Source organism: Jatrophihabitans sp. YIM 134969 (assembly GCF_054456675.1).
This window is the reverse complement of record NZ_JBTJEQ010000060.1, coordinates 1-24446: the sequence shown is the minus strand read 5'-3', so window position 1 is coordinate 24446 and position 24446 is coordinate 1. Positions and strand designations below refer to the sequence as shown.

General features: G+C 74.1%; 23 protein-coding genes, 1 tRNA gene and 1 riboswitch. Of the genes, 7 read left to right on the top strand and 17 right to left on the bottom strand.

What is annotated here, in order from left to right:
• The first annotated feature begins 351 nt into the window (after window positions 1-351).
• Window positions 352-4011 carry an ABC transporter ATP-binding protein gene (locus tag ACXR2U_RS21620; protein WP_458827162.1) on the top strand — a complete coding sequence of 1220 codons (3660 nt, stop codon included), beginning with the start codon at window positions 352-354 and terminating at the stop codon, window positions 4009-4011.
• Window positions 4012-4120: 109 nt separating this feature from the next.
• Window positions 4121-4618 carry a hypothetical protein gene (locus tag ACXR2U_RS21615; protein ID WP_458827158.1) on the top strand — a complete coding sequence of 166 codons (498 nt, stop codon included), beginning with the start codon at window positions 4121-4123 and terminating at the stop codon, window positions 4616-4618.
• 27 nt (window positions 4619-4645) lie between these two features.
• Here ACXR2U_RS21615 and ACXR2U_RS21610 read toward each other — a convergent pair whose 3' ends face one another.
• Together ACXR2U_RS21610 and ACXR2U_RS21605 are read right to left on the bottom strand one after the other, a co-directional pair.
• Entirely contained in the window at window positions 4646-6082 is a 1437-nt protein-coding gene (locus ACXR2U_RS21610; RefSeq protein WP_458827161.1) for a GuaB1 family IMP dehydrogenase-related protein, read from the bottom strand.
• Window positions 6083-6115: 33 nt separating this feature from the next.
• Window positions 6116-7099, bottom strand: a complete 984-nt coding sequence (locus ACXR2U_RS21605; RefSeq protein WP_458827157.1) for an NUDIX domain-containing protein — start codon at window positions 7097-7099, stop codon at window positions 6116-6118.
• Window positions 7100-7149: 50 nt separating this feature from the next.
• Here ACXR2U_RS21605 and ACXR2U_RS21600 point away from each other — a divergent pair, with 50 nt between their 5' ends.
• The 3 genes from ACXR2U_RS21600 (at window position 7150) to ACXR2U_RS21590 (ending at window position 8910) form a co-directional block, all read left to right on the top strand.
• Window positions 7150-8010, top strand: coding sequence for a GNAT family N-acetyltransferase (locus tag ACXR2U_RS21600; RefSeq protein WP_458827156.1), 861 nt, complete (start codon window positions 7150-7152; stop codon window positions 8008-8010).
• A gap of 57 nt (window positions 8011-8067) precedes the next feature.
• Window positions 8068-8571, top strand: a complete 504-nt coding sequence (locus ACXR2U_RS21595; RefSeq protein ID WP_458827155.1) for a phosphatase domain-containing protein — start codon at window positions 8068-8070, stop codon at window positions 8569-8571.
• A 108-nt stretch (window positions 8572-8679) separates the two neighbouring features.
• Window positions 8680-8910 carry a DUF5999 family protein gene (locus ACXR2U_RS21590; protein WP_458827160.1) on the top strand — a complete coding sequence of 77 codons (231 nt, stop codon included), beginning with the start codon at window positions 8680-8682 and terminating at the stop codon, window positions 8908-8910.
• A 166-nt stretch (window positions 8911-9076) separates the two neighbouring features.
• Here ACXR2U_RS21590 and gcvP read toward each other — a convergent pair whose 3' ends face one another.
• Entirely contained in the window at window positions 9077-11935 is a 2859-nt protein-coding gene (gcvP, locus tag ACXR2U_RS21585) for an aminomethyl-transferring glycine dehydrogenase (RefSeq protein ID WP_458827159.1), read from the bottom strand.
• Between the two features lie 127 nt (window positions 11936-12062).
• A riboswitch (glycine riboswitch) is annotated at window positions 12063-12164 on the bottom strand.
• A gap of 118 nt (window positions 12165-12282) precedes the next feature.
• On the opposite strand from gcvP, the gene ACXR2U_RS21580 reads away from it, so the two are divergent.
• Entirely contained in the window at window positions 12283-12741 is a 459-nt protein-coding gene (locus ACXR2U_RS21580; protein WP_458827154.1) for a hypothetical protein, read from the top strand.
• Window positions 12742-12851: 110 nt separating this feature from the next.
• Here ACXR2U_RS21580 and ACXR2U_RS21575 read toward each other — a convergent pair whose 3' ends face one another.
• The 14 genes from ACXR2U_RS21575 to cmk all read right to left on the bottom strand — a co-directional run bounded on the left by ACXR2U_RS21575 (window position 12852) and on the right by cmk (window position 22660).
• Complete coding sequence (locus ACXR2U_RS21575; RefSeq protein WP_458827153.1) at window positions 12852-13313, bottom strand: AAA family ATPase; 462 nt, start codon at window positions 13311-13313, stop codon at window positions 12852-12854.
• A 128-nt stretch (window positions 13314-13441) separates the two neighbouring features.
• On the bottom strand, window positions 13442-14011 hold the full coding sequence (locus ACXR2U_RS21570; RefSeq protein ID WP_458827152.1) for a MerR family transcriptional regulator: 570 nt from the start codon (window positions 14009-14011) through the stop codon (window positions 13442-13444).
• Between the two features lie 182 nt (window positions 14012-14193).
• Complete coding sequence (locus tag ACXR2U_RS21565) at window positions 14194-14664, bottom strand: bifunctional nuclease family protein (RefSeq protein ID WP_458827151.1); 471 nt, start codon at window positions 14662-14664, stop codon at window positions 14194-14196.
• A 135-nt stretch (window positions 14665-14799) separates the two neighbouring features.
• Entirely contained in the window at window positions 14800-15555 is a 756-nt protein-coding gene (gene ftsR / locus ACXR2U_RS21560; RefSeq protein ID WP_458827150.1) for a transcriptional regulator FtsR, read from the bottom strand.
• Window positions 15552-16088, bottom strand: a complete 537-nt coding sequence (locus tag ACXR2U_RS21555) for an FHA domain-containing protein (RefSeq protein WP_458827149.1) — start codon at window positions 16086-16088, stop codon at window positions 15552-15554. Before ACXR2U_RS21555 ends, ftsR begins: the two co-directional genes overlap by 4 nt.
• A gap of 241 nt (window positions 16089-16329) precedes the next feature.
• Window positions 16330-16728: a glycine cleavage system protein GcvH gene (gcvH, locus tag ACXR2U_RS21550; protein ID WP_458827148.1), complete on the bottom strand. Its 399-nt coding sequence runs from the start codon at window positions 16726-16728 to the stop codon at window positions 16330-16332.
• 31 nt (window positions 16729-16759) lie between these two features.
• Entirely contained in the window at window positions 16760-17545 is a 786-nt protein-coding gene (locus ACXR2U_RS21545) for a DUF881 domain-containing protein (RefSeq protein ID WP_458827147.1), read from the bottom strand.
• Entirely contained in the window at window positions 17538-17870 is a 333-nt protein-coding gene (locus tag ACXR2U_RS21540) for a small basic family protein (RefSeq protein WP_458827146.1), read from the bottom strand. The genes ACXR2U_RS21545 and ACXR2U_RS21540 overlap by 8 nt, the downstream gene beginning before the upstream one ends.
• On the bottom strand, window positions 17867-18841 hold the full coding sequence (locus ACXR2U_RS21535; RefSeq protein WP_458827145.1) for a DUF881 domain-containing protein: 975 nt from the start codon (window positions 18839-18841) through the stop codon (window positions 17867-17869). The genes ACXR2U_RS21540 and ACXR2U_RS21535 overlap by 4 nt, the downstream gene beginning before the upstream one ends.
• Window positions 18838-19503 (bottom strand): CDP-alcohol phosphatidyltransferase family protein, encoded by a 666-nt coding sequence (locus ACXR2U_RS21530; protein ID WP_458827144.1) that lies wholly within the window; start codon window positions 19501-19503, stop codon window positions 18838-18840. The genes ACXR2U_RS21535 and ACXR2U_RS21530 overlap by 4 nt, the downstream gene beginning before the upstream one ends.
• A 158-nt stretch (window positions 19504-19661) precedes the next feature.
• Window positions 19662-19735: transfer RNA gene (locus tag ACXR2U_RS21525), tRNA-Pro, on the bottom strand.
• 63 nt (window positions 19736-19798) lie between these two features.
• Complete coding sequence (der, locus tag ACXR2U_RS21520; protein ID WP_458827143.1) at window positions 19799-21199, bottom strand: ribosome biogenesis GTPase Der; 1401 nt, start codon at window positions 21197-21199, stop codon at window positions 19799-19801.
• Window positions 21196-21936 (bottom strand): lysophospholipid acyltransferase family protein, encoded by a 741-nt coding sequence (locus ACXR2U_RS21515; protein ID WP_458827142.1) that lies wholly within the window; start codon window positions 21934-21936, stop codon window positions 21196-21198. Before ACXR2U_RS21515 ends, der begins: the two co-directional genes overlap by 4 nt.
• Window positions 21926-22660: a (d)CMP kinase gene (gene cmk, locus ACXR2U_RS21510; protein ID WP_458827141.1), complete on the bottom strand. Its 735-nt coding sequence runs from the start codon at window positions 22658-22660 to the stop codon at window positions 21926-21928. The genes ACXR2U_RS21515 and cmk overlap by 11 nt, the downstream gene beginning before the upstream one ends.
• A 226-nt stretch (window positions 22661-22886) precedes the next feature.
• Between cmk and ACXR2U_RS21505 the strand changes: the two genes are divergently transcribed.
• The gene (locus ACXR2U_RS21505; protein WP_458827140.1) at window positions 22887-24356 is read left to right on the top strand and encodes a CHAP domain-containing protein; all 1470 of its coding nucleotides are present in this window, start codon (window positions 22887-22889) and stop codon (window positions 24354-24356) included.
• Window positions 24357-24446 lie beyond the last annotated feature (90 nt).

Here is a 24446-nt window from a genome sequence, read left to right as displayed (position 1 = left end):
CGGCGGCAGCGACGGCGGGATCGCGGGCGGCCCCGCGGGCGGCGGCGCGGGTGGCAGCGGAACGGGCGGCAGGTTCGTCGTGGGGGTCGCCTCGTCCGGCCCGAACCGGGTCGTCGGGCCCCACGGGTCCCCGTCGCGTGGTCCGTCGTGTGGTCGTCGTGGGTTCTCGTCGGCCATGCCGTCCTGTATAGCGACGTGTGCTCTCGGCGAACACCGCCGCCGGGGGCCGGAAGCTGTCGGACCCCGTCGTTAACCTCGACGGACGTGACGACAGCGGGTGCGCCGACCACCGCCACCCGCAGCCAACGGGCCGACCACACCGTCCGGGACGACCGCACCGATCGGGGCTGGCTGCGCCGCCTGCTGCGCTACTGCCTCGCCCACCGCGGCGACCTCTCGCTCGCGTTCGGCACCGCTGCCGCGGGCGCGGTCGTCTCGGCCGGCGTCCCGCTGGTCGTGCGGCACGTCGTCGACGACGTCCTCGCCCCCGCCGGTCGGGGTGACGCCCCGAGCGTCACCGGCTGGCTGCTCGTGCTGGTCGCCGCCGCCGTCGTGCAGTACCTGCTGACCTTCGTGCGTCGGTACACCGCGGGCCGACTCTCCCTCGACGTCCAACGCGACATGCGTGACGACGTGTTCACCGCCCTCGTCCGGCTCGACGGCTCCGGACAGGACCGGTTGAACACCGGCCAGGTCGTCAGCCGCGCCATCACCGACATCGGGCTGGTCCAGGGGCTGCTGGCGTTCATCCCGCTGCTGTCGGCCAACGCGCTGCTGTTCCTCGTCTCGCTCGTCGTCATGGTCGTGCTCTCGCCGACCCTCACGCTCGTCACGGTGCTCGTCGTCCCCGCGTTGTGGTTCGTCGCCTCGCGGTCGCGCCGCGACCTGTTCCCCGCCAACTGGGACGCCCAGCAGCAGGCGGGCGAGGTGGTCGGTCAGGTCGAGGCCGCGGTCACCGGCGTGCGGGTGGTGAAGGGTTTCGGGCAGGAGAACCGCGAACTCGACGAGCTCGACGGCCGGGCCACCCGGTTGTTCGGCAGCCGGATGCGGGTGGTGCGGCTGCAGAGCCGCTACGGGCCGGCCCTGCAGGCGGTGCCCGCGCTCGGCCAGGTCGGTGTGCTGCTGCTCGGCGGTTGGCTGGCGCTGCACGGCCACATCACCATCGGCACCTTCCTCGCGTTCTCGACCTACCTCGGCCAGCTGGTGAGCCCCGTCCGGCAGCTGACCGCGTTGCTCACCATCGGCCAGCAGGCCCGTGCCGGGGTGGAGCGCGTGCTGGAGATCGTCGACGCCCGCCCGACCGTGGTCGACCGCCCCGACGCCCGAGACGTCCCGGCCGGGCCCGTCGGAGTGGAGTTCGACGCCGTCCGCTTCGGTTACCAGCCCGCCGACCCGGTGCTCGAGGGCGTGAGCTTCACCGTGGCGCCGGGTGAGACCGTGGCGGTCGTCGGCACCGCCGGGTCGGGCAAGTCGACCCTGGCGCAGCTGCTCCCCCGGTTCTACGACGTCGACTCCGGGGCGGTGCGCGTCGGCGGGGTCGACGTCCGCGACCTGCGGCGCGAGTCGCTGCGCACGGCGGTGGCCGTGGTGTTCGAGGAGGCGTTCCTCGTCTCGGCGTCCGTGCACGACAACATCGCCTACGGCGCGCCCGACGCCACCACCGAACAGGTGCACGCCGCCGCCCGGGCCGCCTCGGCCCACGAGTTCATCGAGGCGTTGCCCGAGGGGTACGCAACGACCGTCGGCGAGCGCGGGTTGACCCTCTCCGGTGGCCAACGGCAGCGCCTCGCGCTCGCCCGGGCCCTGCTGCGCAACCCACGGGTGCTGGTCCTCGACGACGCCACCTCGGCGGTCGACCCCCGCGTCGAGGTCGACATCCTCGACGCGATCCGCGACCTGCTCGACGGTGAACCGCCGCGCAGCGCCCTGGTCATCGCCCACCGCCGCTCGACCCTCGCGCTGGCCGACCGCGTGGTCGTGCTCGACGACGGGCGGGTCGTCGCCTCGGGAACGGTCGACGAACTCGAGCAGACCTCGCCCGTGTTCCGCCGGTTGTTCGTCGACGGCGCGGCCGTCGCCGAGCCCGGCGACCTCGCGGTCGGCGCGACGGTCCGCGTGCCGGTCGCTGCGGCCGCGGGCGACGCCGCCCTGCCCGGCCGTGGTGGGTTCCTCGCCGACATCCCGCCGGACGCCAAGCTGCTGGCAGCGCTCGACGCCCTGCCTCCCGCCGACGACCTCCCGGACGTCCCGTCCGAGCAGGCGCGCGCCGCCGAACCCGAGTTCGGGCTGCGCCGCCTGCTGCAACCGTTCCGGCGCGTGCTGCTGTTCGGCCTGCTGCTGGTCGGCCTGGACAGCGTGGCGCAACTGCTGGTCCCGGCGTTGGTGCGCACCGGCATCGACCGCGGCGTGGTGACCCCCGACTTCACGGCGCTGCTGGTGGTCTCGATCGCGGCGTTCGCGATCCTGCTGGTCGACTGGGCCATCAGCCGGGCGGGACAACGGGTGACCGGTCGCACCGGCGAACGTCTGCTGTACAGCCTGCGGGTCAAGACGTTCGCGCAGTTGCAGCGGCTCGGGCTCGACTACTACGAGCGCGAGCTCGGCGGCAAGATCATGACCCGGATGACCACGGACGTCGACGCGCTGTCGAACTTCCTGCAGACCGGACTCGCGACCACCGTGGTCAGCCTGTTCACGCTCGTCGGGGTGCTGGTCGCGCTCGTGCTGGTCGACGGCGAACTGTCGCTGGTCCTGGTCGGGATGCTGCCGGTGCTGGCGCTCGCCACCTGGTGGTTCCGCACCAAGGCCGTCCCGCAGTACGTCGAGGCCCGCGAGCGGGTCGGCGCGGTCAACGCCCAGTTGCAGGAGAGCGTCTCGGGAACCCGGGTCACGCAGGCCTACACCCGCGAGGAGCGCAACCGGGCCACGTTCCGTACCGCGGCCGAGCGCTACCGCGACAGCCGGCTGAAGGCCCAGCGTTACATCGCGACCTACTTCCCGTTCGTGCAGTTCCTCTCCGACCTCGGCGGGGCGCTGGTGCTGTGGCTCGGCGCCAGCCGCCTGCACGACGGCACCCTCACCGCCGGTGCGTTGATCGCGTTCTTCCTCTACCTCGACGCCTTCTTCGGCCCGGTGCAGCAGCTGTCGCAGGTCTTCGACGGCTACCAGCAGAGCGCGGTCGGCCTGGCGCGACTGCGTGACCTGCTGCGCACGCCCACCTCGACCCCGCTCGCGGCCCACCCCCGGCCGGTCGAACGCCTCCGCGGCCGGGTCGAACTGCGCGACGTCGACTTCGCCTACACCGGGGCGGAGCGGCCCGCGCTGGAGCAGGTCGACCTCGTGGTCGAACCCGGCGAGACCGTCGCGCTGGTCGGGCAGACCGGCGCCGGCAAGTCGACCGTGGTCAAGCTGGTCGCCCGGTTCTACGACCCCACCGCGGGCAGCGTGCTCGTCGACGGCCACGACCTGCGCGAGCTCGACCTCGAGCAGTACCGCTCGCACCTCGGGCTGGTGCCGCAGGAGGCGTACCTCTCGCCGGGCACCGTGCGGCAGGCCATCGCGTACGGGCGGCCGTCGGCGTCCGACGCCGAGGTGCGCGCGGCGGCGCGGGCCGTCGGCGCCGACCGGGTCATCGAGTCACTGCCGGGGGGCTACGACCACGAGGTCGGCGAGCGCGGGCAGAACCTCTCGGCCGGGCAACGGCAACTGGTCGCGCTCGCCCGGGCCGAACTCGTCGACCCCGACGTCCTGCTGCTGGACGAGGCCACTGCCGCGCTGGACCTCGCCAGCGAGTCGGCCGTCACCGTCGCCACGGCGGCGCTGGCCCGCAGACGGACCACGTTCGTTGTGGCCCACCGACTGTCGACCGCCGCGCGCGCCGACCGGGTCGTCGTGCTCGCGGGCGGCCGGATCGTCGAGGACGGCTCGCACGAGGACCTGCTCGCCGCCGGTGGCACCTACGCCGCGCTCTGGGAGGCCTACGCCGACCGCCCGGTCGACGCCGGCGCCTAGGCCGCGTCCCAGGGGTCACCTTCCCGGGACGACGTCACCGGTACCGGCCACCGCCCACCGGGTACGACGTGCGAGGCGTACGGCAGGCTGTGCGGGTGGAGGGGATGGCATGAGCGTTCGGTGGGTGGCGACCTCGGTCGCGGGGCTGCTGCTGGTGGGCGCGCTCGCGGGCTGCACCGAGACCATCGCGGGGACCCCGGGCCCGGCGCCCCAGGTCACCGCCAGCGGGGACTTCCCCACCGGCGACCCGACGGATCCGTCCACCGACGCCCCGTCGGACGAGCCGACCGACACCCCGACGGACGAGCCCACCGACGAGCCGACCGACACGCCCACGGACGACCCCACCGGCGTCACCACCACGAACCCGGACTCACCGGAGACGTTGTGCGCCAACCTCGACGTCGCGAACAAGCAGGGCGACGGCGTGCCGTCCGACGTCGTCCGCTCCTACGTGCGGACCATCATCCTGGCCTGGGGCATTGCCAACAGTGACTCGGACCCGTACTCCAAGGCCGACGCCGTGACCACCAAGACCTGCCCGGACGTGCGCAGCGGCGTCCTCAAGCTCATGGACCTGCCGAACCTCAAGAGCGTCGACAGCTGACGCCCGCCCCCCAGGCAGGGCGGCGGCCTACCAGCCGGCGTGCAGGGGGCGCCCTTCGGCGTAGCCCGCCGCGCTCTGCACACCGACCGTCGCGCGTTCGGCGAACTCGGCGAGGGTCGTCGCGCCGGCGTAGGTGCACGACGACCGCACGCCCGCGACGATCTCGTCGATGAGGTCCTCGACGCCAGGTCGTTCGACGTCGAGATACATGCGGCCGGTCGAGATGCCCTCCTCGTACAGGGCTTTCCGGGCCCGGTCGAACGCGCCCTCGCCGGACGTCCGCGCCGCGACCGCCCGGGCCGAGGCCATGCCGAAGCTGTCCTTGTAGGCCCGGCCGTCGGGAGCGGTGTGCAGGTCACCGGGTGACTCCAGCGTGCCCGCGAACCACGACCCGATCATGACCGCGGACGCGCCGGCGGCGAGCGCGAGGGCGACGTCGCGCGGGTGGCGCACCCCGCCGTCGGCCCAGACGTGCTTGCCGAGTTCGGCCGCCGCCTCCGCGCACTCCAGCACCGCGGAGAACTGCGGGCGCCCGACGCCGGTCATCATCCGGGTCGTGCACATCGCACCCGGGCCGACACCCACCTTGAGGATGTCGGCGCCCGCCGCGACCAGGTCACGCACACCCTCGGCCGACACCACGTTGCCGGCCACGATCGGCACCTGCGGATCGAGCGCCTTGACGGCCGCGAGGGCGTCGAGCATGCGCTGCTGGTGACCGTGGGCGGTGTCGACGACGAGCACGTCGACACCGGCCTCGAGCAGGCGCTTGGCCTTGAGCGCGACATCGCCGTTGACGCCGATGGCCGCGGCCACCCGGAGCTTGCCGGCGCCGTCGACCGCGGGCTGGTAGAGCGTCGCGCGCAGCGCGCCGACACGGGTCTGGATGCCGACGAGGCGACCGTCGTCGTCGACGACCGGCGCGAGCCGGCGGTGGGCGGCGTGCAGCCTCTCGAAGGCCGTGCGGGGGTCCAGGCCGTGCGGCAGGGTGAGCAGGTCGGTCGACATGACGGCGTGGACCTGGGCGAACCGGTCCGCGCCCTGGGTGTCACGAGCCGTGACCACCCCGACCGGCCGGCCCGCGCCGTCGACCACGATCGCGGCGTCGTGGGCGCGCTTGGGCAGCAGCGCCACCGCCTCGCCGACGGTGCTGTGCGGGTCGAGCGTGATGGGGGTGTCGACCACCAGGTCGCGCTGCTTGACCCACGAGACGACCTCGCTGACGACCTCGGTCGGGATGTCCTGCGGCAGCACGGTCAACCCGCCGCGGCGGGCCACGGTCTCGGCCATCCGGCGGCCGGCGACCGCGGTCATGTTCGCGACCACCAGCGGGATGGTCGCGCCGGAGCCGTCGGTGGTGGCGAGGTCGACGTCGAACCGGCTGCCCACCGCCGAGCGGCGCGGCACCATGAAGACGTCGTCGTAGGTCAGGTCGTACGGCGGGGTTCCCGCGAGGAAGCGCACGGTTCCGCAAGGGTAGTCGCTCACGCGGTCCCGTCACAGCGACGATCGGACGACCACCGGCGCGAGCGGGTCGGAGTGCTCGATCACGACGTCGGCACGCTCGCGCGGACGGCACCGGGCGAAGTAGATCCGCTGGCCCTCGACGTACCGCCGCATGCGCGGGTGGCCCGGGTCGGCCGGGGTGCCGTCACGTACCGCCATCCGCGCGGCGGTCACCTCGAACGGGACGTCGAGGAACACCACCAGGTCGAACGCGCCCGCGAGTTCCTCGCGTTGCAGGAACAGCCCGTCGACGAGCAGGACGGTGTCGTCGCCGGTCGAGGGGTGCGGGTCGAGGAGGGTCCGCCGCACAGTGTCGTGGTCGAACGAGTCGAGGAAGAAACCCTCGGGATCGCCGCGACCCCGGCGGTACCGGTGCTCCGAGGGGAACAGGAAGTCGTCGACCCGCACCCGGACCACGCTGCGTCCGCGTTCGCGCAGGGCGACGGCGAGGTCGTCGGCGAAACGCGTCTTGCCGGCGCCGTCCACCCCGTCGATGCCGATGCGCACCGGACCCGGCCCGACGGCGCCCGCGATTCCCGCCAGCAGCGCGCGACGGGCCGGGGAACTCGCCCCGAGCCCGGCGAGCAGCCGCAGGGTGTGGACGTCCCAGGGGCCGGGGAGCGGGAGGGTGTCGAGCGCGGTGAGCGGCCACCAGCGCAGGTCGTCGTGCTCGTCCGGCTGCAGGTTGCGGTGCTCGCCCGTCCAGGTGGCGACCGGCCAGGCCGACAGGTCGAGTTCCGGCCACGGCCGGATCCGCACCGCCGGATCGGGCGCCAGCCCGGTGACGGTGACGCCGAGTTCCTCGCGCAACTCACGGCGCAGCGCCGCGACCGGTTCCTCCCCCGGTTCGACGTGCCCGCCGGGCAGGTCCCACACGCCGGGGAAGTGCCGCCGGTCCGGGTGCCGGTGCACCAGCAGCACCTCGTCGCCCCGTACGAGCGCGCCGCACACGACCCGGTGCGTCCGCTCAGCCACGGCCGTCACGGTAGGCGTTTCGCGGTGGACCCCGGCCCTACGGTCAGGTCGTGGACGGACGCGAGCGGGGCTGGTCGGTGGGCACCGACCTCGCGGCGCACCGGGCGGCGGTCCAGGCGTTCCTCGCCTCCGACCCGGTGGAGCACACCTCACAGGCGACCGTCCTGGCGAGCCTCGCCGCCGGGGTGGCGTGGTCCGACGTCCCGCCGTTGTTCGCGCTGCACCGCGACGACCGGGGCGAGGTCGACGCCGCCGCGCTGACCACGCCACCGCACCCGTTGGTGCTCGACGGAGCCGTCGACCCGGCGGGGCTGGTTGCGGCCGTCGGCGGGCGGACGCTCGCCGGCGTGAACGCCCCCGTCCCCGTCGCGGAGGCCTTCACCGCCGCGTGGGCCGCGAGCCACGACGTCGTGGTCGAACCGGACCACCGGCTGCACCTGCTCGAGCTGCCCACGACCGGTGACCTGGTCGAGCCGCCGCACCGGGCGGGCACCGAGGTCCGGCCGGCGACACCCGACGACCTGCGGGAGGTGCTCGCCCTGGTCACGGCGATGCGCGCCGAGATCGGCGAGCACGGGGCGTCACCGGAGCAGATCCACCGCGACCGGATCGTTGCGGGCCTGCTCTGGTTGCTCGACGACGGCTCGGGGCCGGTCGCCACGGCCCAGGCGTCGCGGGCCGTGGCCGGGGTCTCGCGGGTGGCGGGCGTCTACACCGAGCCGTCGGTCCGCGGCCGGGGCCACGCGGCCGCGGTGACCGCCGCGGTCACCCGCGCGGCGTTCGCGGCGGGCGCCACGCAGGTGTGCCTGTTCACCGACGCGGCAAACCCGACGTCGAACGGGGTGTACGAGCGGTTGGGCTACCGGCGGCGGCCGCACGACCGGCTGGTCCTGCGGTTCCGGGCGGGTTGACGCGGTTCCGGACGGGTCGACGCAGGGGCCGCGAGCGGCTCTCTACCCTGGAGCGGCGTGGCCGGGGATCGCAACTACACCGTGTTCGACATCGACGGGGTGGTCGCCGACGTCTCCCACCGGCTGCACCACCTCGAGCCGCGTCAGCGCGACTGGTTCGCCTTCCACGAGGCGGCCGACCGCGACCCGGTGCTCGGGACCGGCCGGGCCCTCGCCGAGCAGGCCGCACTCGACGGCGACATCGTCTGGCTGACCGGTCGGCCTGCCTGGTCCCGTCGGCTCACCCAGACCTGGCTCGACGCCGCCGGACTGCCCGCCGGGCCGCTGTTGATGCGGGAGGACGGCGACCACCGGCCGGCCAAGTACGTCAAGCTGCAGGAGATCCGTCGCCTCGGCCGTGAACGCGCCGGCGAGTTGATCACCGTGGTCGACGACGACCCGGCGGTGGTCGACACGCTCACCGCGGCGGGGTTCCCCACCCTGCTCGCCACCTGGCTGCCGCGCCGCGACCCGCGCCACGACGTGTTGGCCGACGCGCAGGAGAAGTTTGGTCGAGCCTGAAACAAACTCTGCGCGCCGGGGTGGCGGAAGCGCTTGTGACGGGGGACACTTCGGTTGTCCCCGAGGAATCTGCACACGACACGAACGAAGGACCTCATGACCACCGTGATGACGCGGCCTGCACACCGCTGCACACACGCACCGACCTGCCCCGCCGCCGACGCCGCCGACCGCGACGCCGCGCACGTCCTCGTCGCCCACCCGGAACAGGGCTGGAGCCTGCTCTGCAACGGGGTGGTGTTGTTCGAGGACACCGGCGAACTGCTGCCCGACGGTCAGTGCGTCGAGGCCCGTCGCGCCGACCTGCTCGCCTGCGCCACCCACCGCCGCGTCGCCTGACCCGCCCCGCCGCCCCCGCCGTCCCCGCCCGGACGACCCCCACTGCACGGTGAGTGGTCACGAAACCCCTCGAGTGGTCAGCTCTTTCCGACCACTCGACCGGGGAGGTGCCCACTCGCCAGGTCCCCCGGCCGGGTGGTGACCCGGCCGAGGAACGCCGCGTGCGTCAGTCCTCGTACGCCGAGAGCGGCGGGCAGGAGCAGGTGAGGTTGCGGTCGCCGTAAACGCCGTCGATGCGGCGCACCGGCGGCCAGTACTTGTCGGGGTCGACCCCGCCCGGGTAGACCGCCGTGCGGCGGCTGTACGGGTGGTCCCACTCCCCCGCGATCGAGGCCGCGGTGTGCGGCGCGCCGCGCAGCGGGTTGTCGTCGGCCGGCCACTCGCCCGCCTCGACCCGCGCGATCTCGCCGCGGATGGCGATCATGGCGTCGACGAACCGGTCGAGCTCGCCGAGGTCCTCGCTCTCCGTCGGCTCGACCATGAGCGTGCCGGCCACGGGGAAGGACATCGTCGGCGCGTGGAAGCCGTAGTCGATGAGCCGCTTGGCGACGTCGTCCACCGTCACACCGCTGCTCTTGGTGATCGGGCGCAGGTCCAGGATGCACTCGTGGGCCACCAGGCCGTTGTCGCCCTCGAACAGGATCGGGTAGTGCTCGCCGAGGCGGGCCGCGACGTAGTTGGCCGCGAGGATCGCCGCCGCGGTCGCGCCGACCAGGCCGTCGGGACCCATGAGCCGCAGGTACGCCCAGCTGATCGGCAGGATCGACGCCGACCCCCACGGCGCGGCCGAGACCGCGGGACCGTCCGCGGGGCCCGCGCCCGGCTGCAGGGCCGCACCCGGCAGGAACGGCGCGAGGTGCGCGCGCACGCCGATCGGGCCGACGCCCGGGCCGCCGCCGCCGTGCGGGATGCAGAAGGTCTTGTGCAGGTTCAGGTGCGAGACGTCGGCGCCGAACTTGCCGGGCTTGGCGAGGCCCACCAACGCGTTGAGGTTGGCGCCGTCGACGTAGACCTGACCACCGGCGTCGTGGACGAGTTCGCACACCGTGCGGATGTGCTGCTCGAACACGCCGTGGGTCGAGGGGTAGGTGACCATGATCGCGGCGAGGGCGTCGCGGTGGAGTTCGATCTTGGCGCGCAGGTCGTCGAGGTCGATCTCGCCCTGGCTGCCGCCGGTCTTGACGACCACGACCTTCATGCCGGCCATCGCGGCGCTCGCGGCGTTGGTGCCGTGGGCGGAGTCCGGGATGAGGCAGACCGTGCGGTGGGTGTCGCCGTTGGCGCGGTGGTACGCGCGGATCGCGAGCAGGCCCGCGAACTCGCCCTGGGAGCCCGCGTTGGGCTGCAGCGAGACGGCGTCGTAGCCGGTGATCTCGGCCAGCCACCCCTCGAGGTCGGCGAACATCGAGCGGTAGCCGTCGAAACGTGACACCGGCGCGAACGGGTGCAGCTGCGAGAAGCCGGGCAGCGAGATCGGCTCCATCTCGGTCGCGGCGTTGAGCTTCATCGTGCAGGAACCGAGCGGGATCATCCCGCGGTCGAGCGCGTAGTCACGGTCGGCGAGGCGCTTGAGGTAGCGCAGCATCGCGGTCTCCGACCGGTGGTCGTGGAAGACCGGGTGGGTGAGGAAGTCCGACGTGCGCTCCGGGATCACCTCGAGCGACGGGTCGGCGACCGCGGCGACCGACGCCCCGAAGGCCTCGGCGACGACGGCCAGGTGCTCGTCGGTGGTGGTCTCGTCGCAGGCGATCGAGACGGTGTCGGCGTCGACGAGGCGCAGGTCGACCAGCCGCTGGGCCGCGGCCGCGACGACCTCGCCCGCGCGGCCCGGGACCCGGACCGTGACGGTGTCGAAGAACGGGCCGGGGGCGACGTCGAGACCGGCGGCCGTGAGGCCGGTGGCGAGCCGAGCGGCCTGGTCGTGGACGCGGCGGGCGAGCGCCCGCAGGCGGTCCGGGCCGTGGTAGACGGCGTAGGCGCCGGCGATGACGGCCAGCAGGACCTGCGCGGTGCAGATGTTGCTCGTGGCCTTCTCACGGCGGATGTGCTGCTCGCGGGTCTGCAGCGCCAGCCGGTAGGCGGTGTGGCCGTCGGCGTCGACGGAGACCCCCACCAGGCGTCCGGGCAGCTGCCGCTCCAGGCCCGACCGGACGGCGAGGTAACCCGCGTGCGGGCCGCCGAAGCCGAGCGGAACCCCGAAGCGCTGCGACGAACCGACGGCGATGTCCGCGCCGGCCTCGCCCGGGGTGGGCAGCAGGGTCAGGGCGAGCAGGTCCGCGGCGACGACCGCCTGCGCGCCGGCGGCGTGGGCGGCCTCGACGACCGGACCGAGGTCCTTCACGGCGCCGCTCGCGCCGGGGTACTGGACGAGGACGCCGAACATGCTGTCCGTGAGCGCGGGTTCGAGGGGGGTGTCGAGCGGGGCGACCACGACCTGCAGCCCGAGCGGCTCGGCGCGGGTGCGCAGGACCTCGAGGGTCTGCGGGTAGACGTCGGGGTCGACGACGAAGGTGTTCCGGTCGTTGCTCTTGGTGGCGCGGTGGGCCAGGGCCATGGCCTCGGCGGCGGCGGTGCCCTCGTCGAGCATCGACGCACCGGAGAGGTCCAGACCGGTGAGGTCGGTGACCATCGTCTGGAAGTTGATGAGCGCCTGGAGCCGGCCCTGGCTGATCTCGGGCTGGTAGGGCGTGTACGCGGTGTACCAGGACGGGTTCTCCAGCACGACCCGCCGGATCAGCGCCGGGGTGCGGGTGCCGTGGTAGCCCAGCCCGATCATCGCGGTGCTGACGGTGTTGCGGTGGGCGAGCGCGACCAGCTCGGCGGCGACCTCGGCCTCCTCGGCCGCGGCGGGCAGCGCCAGCGGCTCACGGATCCGGATCGCCTCGGGGACCGCGGCGTCGAGCAGCGCCGCGACGCTCGGGTACCCGAGCACCTCCAGCATGCGCGCCTGGTCGGACGAGGGCGTCCCGATGTGCCGGTCGGCGAAGAAGCCGGGTGCGGTGGTGTCGGGACCGGTCGGGTCGATGCCTGCGACGGCGGCGGGACGGTCGAGGGTGCTGGTCACGCGATCTCCAGGTGGGGAGCGGACGGGCGGGAACCACGGGCGGGGCCCGTTTCCCCTCCTGTCGCGCGTCGACGCACTCCAGAGTGGCCTGCTCCGCGCGGTCCTGGTGCCTGAGAGGTTCCGGGGAGGTTGCCCCTTCGGCGCCCGGTCCCAGCCTGGTGACTGGGCCGGACTCTCCCGCGCGGGTTGATCGGCCGGGGACGACGGTACCAGCGCAGCGGGCCCGACCGGCCCGACGCGCGTAGCGGCGTGAGCGGCGTGACGCCGACGAAACGCAGGTGACACAGCGTCGTCCTACGGTTCCCGGCATGTCCGTGACCGCTGCGCCCGCCACCGCGACCCTGCCGATCCGGCCGCCCCGCTGGGTGCGGGTCTGGGTGGGCGCGCTCGCGGCGATCGCCGTGGCGGTCGCGGTGCTGGTCGGCGGGCCGGTCGCGGCGTCCGGACGCTGGGCGATGCTCGTGCCCGTCGCCGTCGTGGTGGTCGTCGCGCTGCTGCTGGCCTGGCGGATCGGAGGCCTCGCGGCGTCGGTCGCGGGCGACGGCACCCTGCGGGTCCGCAACCGCGCCGCCACCGCGACCCTGCGCCGCGACCAGGTGCGGGAGATCCGCGCGGGTCAGCGCCCCGGCCGCGCCGCGACCCCGTGTGCGGTCGTCGTCCTCCGGGACGGCTCCGAGGTCACCGTCGACGCCACCCTCGCGGCGGCCTTCCAGCAGGACCGGCTCGACGCCCAGATCGCGGCGCTGCGCGCCTGGAAGCGCGGCTGACCCAGCCCACCGGACGGGGCGCCGACCGACGCCGATCCCGCGAAGGTGGGAGACAACTCGCGCGTCCGCCCCCTCGGTGGGTGTCGGCACCCGTGTTCGCGAGCAGCGGTTCAGGCCGAGGCCGCGGCGAGGGGGCCGGCGAGCCAGGTGCGGACGTCACGCGGCGATCGCAGGACGACGACCGGCAGTTCCGGCCGGTCGACCTGCGCCTCGCGCAGTCGGGTCGCGGCGAGGCGACGGGTGCGCCAGCCCCAGCGCAGGATGTGGTCGCGATCGGTGAGCACGGTGCGCAACGGAGCCTCGACGTTGCCGTTCCACAGTTGCTCCCGGCGCCACGACCGGCGCACCGTGCGACGGAGCAGCCGGCTCATGACCAACGCCACCGGCAGTTCGAGCGCGACGTACAGGTCGCAGCGTGCCAGCAGGAGCGGCCGGACGGCGCGGTACTGGTACTCGGTCACCCAGTGCTCGCGTGCCACGAGCGCGGTGACGTCGTCGACGAACGAGGGTCGTGGCGTCCACTCGGCGCCGTGGAACAACGCATCGATCTCGGTGTGCGGCAGAGCCGACACGTCCGCGATCGTTCGGGCGAGCGTCGTCTTGCCCGCGCCACTCGTCCCGGCGACGAGCACGCGCCGCGGGCGCGCGGGCAGCGGGTCGGATGGGCCGAGCACCGGCACGGCAGCGCGCGGTCGAGAGGTCAGGCGGTGGCGGAGCGGGCCTGACGGCGGCGGGAGAGCTCGTCGTCGGCGACGGGCACCTCGAGGTCGGCGGGGGCGCCGTCGGCGCGCTCGCTGGGCAGGTCCGACAGTGAGCCGACCAGTTCCTGCAGCGCGCCGCTGACGGCGATGCCGAAGACGCCCTGGCCGCCCTGCAGCAGGTCGACGATCTCCTCGGCCGAGGTGCACTCGTAGACCGTCGTGCCGTCGGACCACAGGCTGATGCGGGCGAGGTCCTCGACGCCGCGTTCGCGCAGGTGCTGGACGGCCGTGCGGATGTTCTGCAGGGAGACACCGGCGTCGAGCAGCCGCTTGACGACCTTGAGGACGAGGATGTCCTTGAACGAGTACAGCCGCTGGCTGCCCGAGCCCGTGGCCGAGCGGATCGACGGCGCGACCAGGCCGGTGCGGGCCCAGTAGTCGAGCTGGCGGTAGGTGATCCCGGCGGCGGCGAGCGCGGTGGTGCCGCGGTACCCGATCCCCTCGCCCGGCTCGTAGGCGTCCTCGGTCTCGAAGAGGGCGCCCTGCACGGGGGTCGGTTCGCTGGTCACCTGCTCACCGTCCTTCGCTCGGCCCGGGCGTCCTGACCGGAGTCGACAGGATCGGGTTCGGGTGACGTTCGTTGGCGCGGACGCTATGACGCCGCCCACCCGAGGTCAACGCGACGCGCGGGAGAACAGTCGACCTGTGGTCGAGAGTTCTGGACACCTGACCCTCGACCTGTGGTTGACGGTCAGGATTCGGGGGCGAAGTCGTCCGGGGACACCTGGTCGAGGAACTCGCGGAACCGCTCGACCTCGTCCTCCTGCTCGTCCGGGATCTCGACGCCCGCGGCCTCCAGGACCGACTCGGTGCCGAGGATCTCGACCTCGCAGCGCAGGGCGAGGGCGATCGCGTCGGAGGGGCGGGCACTGACCCGCAGGTCGCCCGCGAACTGCAACTCGGCGTAGAACACGTCGTCGCGCAGTTCGGTGATGTGGACCGCCTCGAGCTTGCGGCCGAGCGCGGTGATGACGTCCTTGAGCAGGTCGTGGGTGAGCGGCCGGGCCGACTGCACCCCCTGCTGCTGGAACGCGATGGCCGACGCCTCGACGGCGCCGATCCAGATCGGCAGGTAGCGGACACCGTCCTGCTCGCGGAGCAGCACGACCGGCTGGTTCGCCGGCAGCTCCACCCGGACGCCGACCACGCGCATCGGATGCATGGCTCTCACGCTACACCGGCACCCCGACACCCACCGGGCGAACGGACCCGGTCGAGAGTCACGGGAGAGCGGTCGAAAACCCTTGTCGCAGCGGCGCAAACCCGCACGCCGGTGGCCCGGGGGCCAGCCCCGACGTCAGGGTCCGGTGAACTGCCGCAGGCCGGCGGCGACGAGCGTGGCGTGCAGCCGCACCGAGAGCGCGGCGAGCTCGCGGACGGTCTCCTCGGCGCGGGCCCGGCCGTCGCCGCCGCGCTGGTGCGCGATGGGCTGGACGACCTGCTCGAACAAGCCGACCTCGCGGTCGGCGGCGGTGCGGAACGCCCGCAGGTGACGCCCCTCGATGCCGAACCGCGACAGCTCGACGACGGTCTGCCCGACCGCGAGCGCGTCCTCGTCGAAGTAGCCGTCGGGACGCCCGACGACCAGCTGGTACTGCTCGAGTTCCCGCAGCTGGTCCTCGCGCAGGCCCGTGGCGTGGAGCAGCTCCTCGCGCGACATCCGCATGGTGGCCGACCCCGTGGCGAAGTCGGCGGCCGACGGCGTGGCCGCCCCCGCGGTCGCCACGGCGAGCGTGGGCTGCGGCAGGCCGTCCGCCCCGGCGGGCGACACCCCGCGGTCGATGGCGTCGAGCTGGTCCTTGATCACCCGCAGCGGCAGGTAGTGGTCGCGCTGCTGCGAGAGCACGTACCGCAGCCGGGCGACGTCGGACGCGCCGAACTTCCGGTAACCCGACGGCGTGCGGTCGGGGTGGACCAGACCCTCGGACTCGAGGAACCGGATCTTGGAGATCGTGATGTCGGGGAACTCGCCGCGCAGCGAGGTGAGCACCTCGCTGATCGACATCCCGCCGACGCGGGGGGCGCCCGCCTGCCCCGCTGCCGAGACGCTCATGCCACCTGTCCCCCGTCACCGGTCGCGGCGGTCAGGAAGACCAGCCGGAACTTGCCGATCTGCACCTCGTCGCCGCCCGCGAGGTCGACCGAGTCGATCCGCTCGCGGTTGACGTAGGTGCCGTTGAGCGAGCCGACGTCGCGGACGACGAAGGTCGCGTCGGCACCGGAGCCGGAGCGGGCGAACTCCGCGTGCCGGCGGGAGACGGTGACGTCGTCGAGGAAGATGTCGCTGTCGGGGTGGCGCCCGGCCGTCGTGACGTCCTGGTCGAGCAGGAAGCGGCTGCCGGCGTTGGGTCCCCGCTTGACCACCAGCAGGGCCGAGCCCGCGGCGAGCGCGTCGACCGCGCCCTGGTGGGCGGCGGTCGAGAACCCCGGGTCGGTGTCGGTCGCGCTCGGGGCACCGCCGCCGAGGTTGATCACCGACGTCGCGTCGGGACCGGACGGGAACGGGGTGTCCGGCAGGGCCGAGCCGCAGTGCGTGCAGAAGCGGCTTCCGGGCGGGTTCTCGGTACCGCAGTTCGGGCAGAACACCGGCGGTGGCCTCCTGGGGAATCGTGCCGCCGCTCGGGGGTCGGCGGGCAGTCAGCAGGCACGGCAGGTGCCGTGCGTGGGCGATCGGTCGGGGCCGCGCGACGCGTGGGCCGGACACCGGACCCCGGGAGAGTGACTCCCGACGGGCCGGGTTCGCCGCCCGAGCCTAGGTGGCGGCGCGTCAGGGGGTCAACGGGAGGTCGAGGTCCAGCCCGACTTGACCCGCGTCGGAGTCTCGACCTCAGGTTGCGACAGTGGAATAGCCGTCGGCGTCGAGCAATCCGTCGAGCGCCGTCTGCGCGGCGTCGTCGCCGTCCTCGACGGTGATCTCGATGATCCAGCCCTCGCCGTAGGGGTCGGAGTTGATCAGCTCCGGCGTGGCGTCGAGGGCGTCGTTGCGCGCGGTGACGGTGCCGGGGACCGGCGCGTACAGCTCGGACACGCTCTTGGTCGACTCCACCTCGCCGACGGCGTCACCGGCCGCGACGGTGGCCCCGACCTCGGGCAGCTGCACGAACACGACGTCGCCGAGGGCGTCCTGCGCGAAGGCGGTGATGCCGACGCGACAGACCGGGCCGCTGGCCGCGACCCACTCGTGCTCGGCGGTGTACCGCAGGTCCGGGGGGATCTCGCTCGCCATGGCCCCAGACGCTAGTGGTGCCGCCGGGCCGTCAGCGCGACGGGGTCGCGAGCGCGGTCGAGGGCAGGGGCCGGGTCGCCGTGACGTCGACCCGCGTCTCCTGCACGATCGCGACCTGACCGCCCTTGGCCCGCACGGTGGCGGCGACCCCACCGAAGATGTTGAGCGCCCGGTCGAGGGTCGGCGGGTCACCGATCGCCAGGATCTCGTACGGCGCGGTGAGCGTCGTGCCGTCCAGTTGCGGCGGGCCGTCGCCGGTGGCCGACGGCATGAACGCGCTGTCGGTCCCGATGCGGACGTCGTCGAACTGGATGGCCTCGGCCCCCGCGCCGCGCAGCTCCTGGACGATGTCGAGCAGGTCCTCGGCGCCGAGCTGGTCGTCGGGGTCGGTGATCGTGAGCCTGACGCCGGGCCCGGTGGCCGGGACGATCCCGAGCAGCACCCGCAGCGCCGTGAGCTGCTGCTCCGCCTGGGCGTAGGCCACCGAGTCCTTGTCGCCGCTCGCCTGCAGCTGCTGCTCGGTGGTGCGCAGCTGCGCGAGTTGCTGACGCAGCCGGTCGGCCCGCGAGTTCTGGTCGTCGAGGATGCGGATGAGGTCGTCCTGGCGGGCGTCGGCGAGCGTGTCGCCCGACGACGACCGCACCTGCACGGCGATGCCGAACCCCAGCAGGGCCAGCAGCACCCCGATGAGCACGCCCGCGACCCGGTGCGACGACGGCCGCGGCCGGGTGACGGTCGACTCCGCACCGGTGTCGGTCTCCTCCGGCTCCGGCGGTGGCTGTTCGTGCCGACCGTGGTGCTCCTCGGCGTCAGGCACGGAACAACCGCCGGCGGATCGCGGCCGCGTTGCCGAAGATGCGGATGCCGAGGACGACGACCACTGCGGTCGACAGCTGCCCGCCCACACCGAGCTTGTCGCCGAGGAACACGATCAGCGCCGCCACGACGACGTTGGACACGAACGACACCACGAACACCTTGGCGTCGAAGATGCCGTCGAGGCGGGCCCGCAGACCGCCGAAGACAGCGTCGAGGGCCGCGACCACCGCGATCGGCAGGTACGGCGAGAGCCAGTCGGGGACGGTCGGCTGGAACACCAGGCCGAGCACGATCCCGATGACGAGGGCGATGGCTGCGATCACGACGACTTCCCGGTCGGTGGCGTGCTGGCGGGCGGGGTGGTGCGGGTGGGCGGGGTGGTGCCGGCGGGCGGGGTGGTGCTGGCCGGCGGGGTGCTCGCGTACTCGGGGTCGGCGACCACGCCGGCGGGCAGGGACAACGACCCGACGGTGTCGAAGGAGAAGCTCACCCCGCGGTTGGCGGCGTAGGTGGCGAAGCGGGCGGCGACCTCCGACTGGGCGAACGCGACCGAGAGCCGGTCCCCCGCGCCGACCGCCTCGATCGTGTAGGGCGAGGTGACCGTCCGCAGGTCGACGAGGATGTCCGCGCCGGCGAACCGGATCGCCGACACCGGCGTGATCCGGACCTGGTTGACCGCGACGGCCTCGGCGCCCGCGCCCCAGAGGACGTTGACCAGGTCACGGACGTCGATGTCGCTGACCACCCGGACCTCGCCGATCGGGGTGCTGCCGGCGCGGCCGCCCGCGGGGTCCGTCTCCGGGGCGCTCGGGTCGCCGAGCTCGACCCGCAACCCCGGACCCGAGACCGGCACCGCGCCCGCGGCGACCTGCGCGGCCGAGAGCGCCGCCCTGGCGTCGCGGCCCGCCTGGTCCCCCGACAACGCCGTCCCCTGCAGGGCGGCGACCCGTGCTGCCGCCGCGGTGACCTGACGTTCGAGCGCGTCGGCGTCCGCGCCCGCGGCCCGGGCCCGGGTGACCAGCTGCTGACGCACGGCCTCCTGGGCCGGTTCACCGCGGTGCGCCTCGTTCCAGCCGAGCGCCACGACCAGGCCCGCGAGCACGGCGACCACGACGGCGAGGACCTCGAAGGCGCGGTCGGCACCGTGGCCGGCGTGCTGCGGGCGGTTCCGACGCCGCTGCGCGGCCTCGGCGTACCCGGCGTCGAGCCCGCTGGCGAGCAGGTCGGTGAGCAGCGACGGCGCGGCGAAGCGGGTCGGCCGGGTCGTCTCCGGCGCCTCGGCGGGCGGGGTCACGAGGCGGCCGCCCGTGCGGCGCGCACCGTCCGGACCGTGCGCGCGACCTGGACGACGTAGAGCACGCCCGCCCACACGTACAGGGCCACGCCCCAGATCGTGAAGGCCCAGGCGATCGGCCAGGCGATGCCGGCGGCGACACCGGTCGCGCCGTCACGGTCGTGGTAGCTGCCCAGCAGCAGGAACGGGAACGCGTAGAGCAGCGCGAAGGTCGCGGACTTGCCGAGGTAGTTGACCGGCAGCGGCCCGACGCCGTACCCGCGCAGGACGAGCAGCAGGATCCCGAGGAGCACGTCCCGGCCGATGATCACCGCGGCGAGCCACCACGGGATGATGTCGCGGACGACCAGGCCGACGAGCGTCGCGAGGATGTACAGACGGTCCGCCGACGGGTCGAGCAGCTCGCCCAGCCGGCTGTACTGGCCGAGCTTGCGGGCGAGCACGCCGTCGAGCCAGTCGGTGAAGCCCGACACCGCGAGGACGACGATCGCCAGGACGTCGCCGGTGCCGCTGCGCACCCCGAGCAGCAGCCACAGGAACACCGGGACGCCCAGCAGCCGCGCGAGGGAGATGGCGTTCGGGACCGTCCACACCCGGCCGAGGCCGTCGGGAGCCCGCTGACCGGATCCGGGCACGCTGGACGACGATCCAGCGGTCTGCACAGCCAGATGCTAGCGACCGGGCGGTGTCCGGACCGCCTCCCACTCAGGGGGTCGGGAGGCCACGCGGGGACGGGTCGAAGCGGGTCCGGCGACGACTCCGAGAACGGCTCCGGGAACGACAGAGCCCTGGCGGGAGGAACTCCCACCAGGGCTCGCTGTCGGGCTGACAGGATTTGAACCTGCGACCCCCTGACCCCCAGTCAGGTGCGCTACCAAGCTGCGCCACAGCCCGCGACCCGCCGCGCTCGACCGGAACGGCCCCGCGTGAGTGCGTCGGCAAGACTAGCGGACGCCCCTACCGGTTCCCGCCGTCGCGTCCGCCGCGGGCGCCCTTCTCCCGCACCCGCACCGACACCCGGATGGGCGTGCCGGTGAACCCGAAGTCCTCGCGCAGCTTGCGTTCGACGAAGCGGCGGTAGCCCGCCTCGAGGAACCCGCTGGTGAACAGGACGAACGTCGGCGGACGGGTCGTGGCCTGGGTCGCGAACAGCACCTTCGGGATCCGTCCCCCACGCCCGGGCGGGGGCGTGGCGTTGACCAGTTCCCGCAGCCAGGTGTTGAGCGGGCCGGTCGGGATGCGGCGGTCCCAGGACGCGAGGGCGGTGCGCATCGCGGGCGCGAGCCGGTCGACGCCGCGGCCGGTCCGGGCCGAGATGTTGACGCGGGCGGCCCAGGCGACCCGCGCGAGGTCACGGTCGATCTCGCGGTCGAGGTCGTAGCGCCGGTCCTCGTCCATGAGGTCCCACTTGTTCATCGCGATGACCAGCGCGCGCCCGGCGTCGACGACCTGGTTGATCACCCGCTGGTCCTGCTCGGACAGCGACTCGGACGCGTCGATGAGGACGACCGCCACCTCGGCGGAGTCGATCGCCGCGGCCGTCCGCAGGCTGGCGTAGTACTCCATGCCGCCCGCCTGGTGGACCCGACGGCGCAGGCCCGCCGTGTCGACGAACCGCCACGGCTCCCCGCCGACCTCGACGATGGAGTCGACCGGGTCGACCGTGGTGCCCGCGACGTCGTCGACGACCGAGCGGGTCTCGCCCGCGAGCTTGTTGAGCAGGCTGGACTTGCCGACGTTCGGCCGGCCGACCAGCGCGACGCGTCGCGGGCCGGTGTCGTTCTCGTTGATCGCCGGGGCGTCGGGCAGGTGCGAGAGGACGACGTCGAGCAGGTCACCCGAGCCGCGACCGTGCAGGCCGCTGACGACGTGCGGTTCGCCCAGCCCGAGCGACCACAGTTCGGCGGCGTCGGCCTCGCCGCGTTCGTCGTCCACCTTGGTCGCGGCCAGCACGACCGGCGCCTTGCCCCGGCGCAGGGTGCGGGCGACCTGCTGGTCGGCCTCGGTGGCCCCGACCCGGCCGTCGACGACGAACAGCACGACGTCGGCCGTCTCGGCCGCGTGCTGGGCCTGGGCCGTGACGTGCGCGGCGAGCGTCGGGGCGAGCACCGTCTCGCGGGGGCCGCTCTCGATCTCCCAGCCGCCGGTGTCGACGAGCAGGAAGGAGCGGCCGTTCCAGTCGGCGTCGTAGGCGATCCGGTCGCGGGTGACGCCGGGGACGTCCTGGACCACGGCTTCGCGGCGCCCGATGATGCGGTTGACCAACGTGGACTTGCCGACGTTGGGGCGGCCGACGACCGCGACCACCGGCAGCGTCGCCGGGACGGCGGTGTCGGCGGGATCGTCGGGTTCGGTCACGGTGTGGCCTCCGGGGTGGGGTCGCGGCTGGGATCGGTGTGCGCGACGAGGTCGGCGAGCACGGCGCGCACCCGCTCGCCCTCGGCCCGGAAGACCCGGCGGGGCAGCGGCTGGCGGCTGCCTCCCGTCGTGCTGGCCCCCGTCGTCCTGGCACCCATTGTCCTGGGCCATGGTGTCACGGGTACCGGCGGGCCGAAGGTGACGCGCACGGGCGGGCGGTGCCAGCGGCGGCCGTGGGTCATGTCGAGGGTGCCGTGGCACGCGACCGGCACGACGGTCGCGCCGGTTCGCAGCGCCAGGTAGGCCGCGCCCGGCTTGGCCGTCTCGACGCGTCCGTGCCCCCGCGTGCCCTCCGGGAAGATCCCGACGACGCCACCACGCCGCAGGATCGCCAGGGCGAGCCGGACCGGCGCGGGGTCGACGGTGTCGCGGTGGACCGGGATCTGCCCGGCGCCGCGCAGCACCCGGCCGACGAGCGGGGGCGCGAAGGCCTCGGACTTGACGAGGAACGACACCGGCCGGTCGAGCAGGCCGAACAGCAGCGGGCCGTCGAGGAACGCGGTGTGGTTGACCGCGAGCACGACCGGCCCGGTGAGCGGGACGTGGCGCAGGCCGGTGACGTCGAGGTCGGCGAGGACGGCCGTCAGCGCGCGTCCGATCCGCTGCCGGCGCCGCAGCCCGGGCGAGCTGTCGACCCGCGCGGCGAGGGTCGGGCCGGCCGGTCGGTCAGCGGCCAACCGCGGACTGCACCGCCGTGGGCGCGGTCGCCGCGGCCACGATGGCGAGCAGGCGGGCGACGACCTGGTCGGCGTCGAGGTCGGACGTGTCGACGACCACCGCGTCGTCGGCGGCGGTGAGCGGGCTCGTCGCGCGGGTCGAGTCGGCGTGGTCGCGCCGCTCGAGATCGGCCCGGACGGTCGTGGCGTCGGCGTGGGTCTCCCCCGCGCGGCGGGCGGCGCGGACGTCGGGGTCGGCGGTCAGGAAGATCTTCACGTCCGCCCCCGGCGCGACGACGGTGCCGATGTCCCTGCCCTCGACGACGATCCGGCCCCGGCCGATGAGGTCGCGCTGCTGGGCGACCAGCTGCGTCCGCACCGCGGGCACGGCGGAGACCGGGGTGACGGCGCGGGTGGCGTCGTCGGTGCGGATCGCGGTGGTGACGTCCTCCTCACCGAGGACGACCTGGGCGGGCGCGGCGTCGGTGCTGATGCCGATCTGCAGGTCGGCCACGCAGCGGGCGACCGCCTCGGGGTCGTCGAGGTCGACCCCGGCCCGCAGCGCGCCGACCGCCGCGGCGCGGTACATCGCGCCGGTGTCGAGGTACCGGGCGCGCAGTTCGCGAGCGAGCCGCCGCGAGACCGTGGACTTGCCGGTGCCCGAGGGGCCGTCCACGGCCACGACGCCACGGAAGGTCGCGGTCGGGCGGGGCGGGGTCGCGGTGGGGTTCTGCTCGGTCGACACGGGGCGACAGCCTACGACTCCCGGGTGCCTCGACGGGACGTGTGACGACCGCTCCCGCACGCGCAACTTCTGTCACATCCGCATCACTCGCACCACCAGTCACACCCGTCACGGCGGAACCACCAGCCGCAGGCGTTCCGACTGTCGCACGGGCGAGATGCCGCTTAGAGTCCGCGAACGGGTCGGGGGACCACACGGCGTGTCGGACAACCGAGAGGTCATCACTGTGCTAGCGCTCCACCCACGGTCGGCTCCCCGCGCGCGCGTCCGGGCCACCCTGCTCGGGGTCGTCATCGCGGTCCTCGCCGGCGGACTGGTGGCGGTCGTCGCCCCCCTCGCCTCCACCGCCGCCCCCGCGCGCGCGGCCGTGCCGACCTCGTACGGCGCGCCGAGTTGGTGGAACGGCGACTGCGACACCGTCAACTGGACCCGGAAGGCCCGCGCGGCCGGCTGGAGCGGCGAGGCCGCCCGTCGCCTCGGCGGCGTGGTGCTCGGCATCCCGGTCTGCGGGCCGCGGAACCTCGCGGGCGCGCCCAACATCTGGTGGTCGCGACCGGGTTGGGGCGAGCTGGAGTGGCAGTGCGTCGAGTTCGCGCAGCGCTTCATGATCCAGGTCTACGGCGTGCAGCCGTACCAGGCCAACGGCGTGGACGTGGTGAACCACTACACGCCGGCGCAGGGCGGCGGCCTGGTGCGCGTCGACAACGGGACGGTCGGCAAGGCGCCGCAGCCCGGTGACGTCATGTCCTTCTCCAGCCCCACCAACCGGTGGGGCCACGTCGCGGTCGTGGCCTCGACGAACGTCGACGGTGCCGGCAACGGCTCGGTGCTGCTCGCCACCCAGAACGACACCGCCGACGGCTGGCGCACGCTCACCGTGAGCAACTGGCGGGTCGCCGCGTTCGGCTCGCTCTGGCCCTACGCCTGGTTGCACGACCCGCTCGGGCGCGGTGGCGGCAACCCGGACGTCGACTCGCCTCCCCAGGTCGAGGACGGCGACTACGTCCTCCACGACAACGTCACCTACCGGATCGCCGGCGGCGCCCCGGTCATCGTCACCAACTGGACGACGATGGGCGGCGTGTCCCGCGAGGTCACCCCGATCGACGACGACCAGTTCGAGAGCCTGCGCGACGTCCCCCGCGACGGGACGTTCCTCAAGGCGGCGAACAGCACGGCCCGGTGGCGGGTCGCGGGCGGAGCACCGTTGCCGGTGGCCTCCTGCACGACCACCGGGATGAACGGGTGCGCGGGCTCGGTCGACATCGACCCGATGGCGGTCACCCGCGCTCCCCTCGGCGGGGCGTACGCCCACCTGCGTCCGACCATCGCGGACGGCACGTTCCTCAAGGTCGCCGACGACGGCGCGCCAGGGCTCGGCACCCTCGGCCGCGCGGCCGGCGGCGCGATCGTGCCGGTGCGTGACTGTGACGACCTCGGCGGCTGCGGCGACTGGGTGACGGTGCCGGCGACGGCCTGGACCAGCTACCGCGCGGCCCACCCGCAGCCGGTCGCGGGCACCGTGGTCCGGTTCCAGCCGTCGGGGCGGTGGGGCACCTTCGCGAACGGTCAGTGCGAACTGCGGCACGGACCCGGCACGGAGATCGCCGTCCCCGACTCCTCGCTGCCGTGCGGCGCCCCGCTGCGACCGACGCCGTCCAAGCCGCCGGTGGTGGTGCTGACACCGGGCCGCTGACCCCGGGCCGCTGACCCCGACGCAGCTGCCGGGTCAGCCCCGCCCGCGGGCGGGGCGACGCCCGGCCCGCGACGGCCGGGCGGGCCGTGG

What these genes read in the sequence shown, in the direction of transcription:
- ACXR2U_RS21565 (WP_458827151.1), bottom strand. Translation starts at nt 14,664, where the DNA reads ATGCATCCGATGCGCGTGGTCGGCGTCCGGGTGGAGCTGCCGGCGAAC.
- ftsR (WP_458827150.1), bottom strand. Translation starts at nt 15,555, where the DNA reads ATGAGCGTCTCGGCAGCGGGGCAGGCGGGCGCCCCCCGCGTCGGCGGG.
- ACXR2U_RS21590 (WP_458827160.1), top strand. Translation starts at nt 8,680, where the DNA reads ATGACGCGGCCTGCACACCGCTGCACACACGCACCGACCTGCCCCGCC.
- gcvH (WP_458827148.1), bottom strand. Translation starts at nt 16,728, where the DNA reads ATGGCGAGCGAGATCCCCCCGGACCTGCGGTACACCGCCGAGCACGAG.
- ACXR2U_RS21580 (WP_458827154.1), top strand. Translation starts at nt 12,283, where the DNA reads ATGTCCGTGACCGCTGCGCCCGCCACCGCGACCCTGCCGATCCGGCCG.
- ACXR2U_RS21615 (WP_458827158.1), top strand. Translation starts at nt 4,121, where the DNA reads ATGAGCGTTCGGTGGGTGGCGACCTCGGTCGCGGGGCTGCTGCTGGTG.